The 1,979-nt window shown below is 34.6% G+C and carries 1 protein-coding gene and 1 pseudogene; both read right to left on the reverse strand.

Going from position 1 to position 1,979, the window contains the following annotated elements; translation table 11 throughout:
• Nucleotides 1–370 precede the first annotated feature (370 nt).
• A pseudogene (locus EDM02_RS05885) lies at nucleotides 371–476 on the reverse strand (IS481 family transposase); the annotation flags it as partial.
• Between the two features lie 206 nt (nucleotides 477–682).
• Nucleotides 683–1,979 (reverse strand): IS1634 family transposase (locus EDM02_RS00570; RefSeq protein WP_221179577.1); only part of this gene is annotated, 1,297 nt, incomplete at its 5' end.

Here is a 1,979-nt window from a genome sequence, read left to right on the forward strand (position 1 = left end):
TCTCATTAAATCCACTAATTGGATATACGTTTGTAATAGCGACTAGTATAGACAACCGTTCATTGTCTAATTTTAATAATGATGCACCCTGGTCTTTCGCGTGGATGAGTGGATACCGCCGCAATAATGTTATTATGTTCTTGAGATGATCAGACAACGTTTGCAATGATTGGTCTTTCTTGATTAGAAATTGCTCTATATACGTATTGNTGTTAAATATATCCACTAAATCCACTTTGTTCGATGCTTCAGATGCTTTGGCGGTAGCTTTATGTCATAGCCAGCAACGCCTATGCTCGCCTACCAAGTCTCGATGCTGGTCACAATTTGTAGCGGATCATCCCAATTGTATGGTATCTGCGCCCTAAATAATGGTAGGATTCATACATTCTACTTGTCCATTAGTCCATGAATGGCTAACTTTTGTTAGCCTATTGTGCAATAGCCTGTTTATAACAAACACGATCAAAAATATGCATATTAGTACTTATCTCCGACATTCCGCATAAAATTTTTAAAATATATATTTTCCCCTTTTTAGGTTTTTTAGCGACAGATTCGTATGAGTTAGCCTTATTATTTTCGTAAAAACGGGCTATAAAGAGGCAATTTTCCTTTTCTTGCTAAGCTTTTTACTCCATATAATCAAAATATAACCTCATTAGATAGACCTTTGGCCCTGTTAGATATTTTCATATTCAATATCATATATTCTACAAGCCATAGGTCCAAAATGCTGCACAATCTTTTTTAGTATATCATTCATATTGAGAACTATTTCATGATACTGTTCACCTATCTTTATTTTAAGTAGATGTACGCCATGAAAGAGTTTATAAATCCACTTCATGGTAGGTTTCTTAGTAGCATAGCCACTTTGAGATAAGATAGTAGTATTGGTTGCTTCTAATTGCTTACGTAAATCATACTGCGCAAAGCTATAGACCATTAAACAAAGCGTCATCACTACCATTAAAGCACTAATCCGTCCAGGCTTCTTAAGAAAAATAGAATCTACTTCAAAACTGTTATCTTTAATAAACTTAAATCCTGATTCAGTACCAGATTGTTCTTTATAAGTAGATAATATTTCGCTATCTTTAAGAGCAATTTCATCTAATTGATTGGTTGCTAGAATAAAACGTCCTTTACTTAACGTAGCATGTTCAATCTTTTCTTCATCTCGTAGTAAAACTGTATGGGCTTTGTATTCAATTTTGTCTGGTTTATTATCTTTTTTAGGACGTCCTTTTCTTAGATAAGTTGGTATAGTGGCAGCAGTATAGCTAATCTTATGATAGTGTAATTTTTTATTTATTTGCAAGATTTCCTTATCAAGATCTTGCAGACAGCCAAATAACTGATTACCCAAATGCCATAATAGTTTATTGGTTTCACTAGCTTCCTTTTCTATCTTTTTTTCTAAAGTAACTACTTCCTTATCATAAGCTTCTTTGGAATAAATCAATGCCCATCTTTGTGCAATTCCTTGATATATCTGATTAACAACTACATATTTATATCCCTTGTCTAGCTCTGTCCAATCAATAGTTTGCTTGGTTAATAAAGTTTTAGCTGCTTTTATATTATCTGGTACTCTAGATAACCAGAGCAAATTTTGTCCATATTTTACACAATTGGCATACATGGCAGAATCGCCTACATATAAAAAGGAAGGGGTGCTTTCTAAAGCTTTGCAAAAATTTTGCATACGGGTAGCAGCAGCTTCTAAAGTTGTCTTATCTGAAGCGTTACCTGCATGTGCTTCCATCCATATAGGAAAGTGAGCAGCTCCAGAAGTAGCTAATAATAAAGTCATTTGCTTTAAATCAAAGCGCTTATTTTTAGCATAGCCATGAGCTGGACGGGCTAGCTTAGGTAGCGTTAATCGGTTCGTTTCTGCTACAGCAGTACTATTTTTTACCTCATCTACCTCATCTGTTTCAGCACATGCATAGTCACCGTAGAGTGTTAACGTA

The organism is Candidatus Cardinium hertigii, assembly GCF_003788695.1.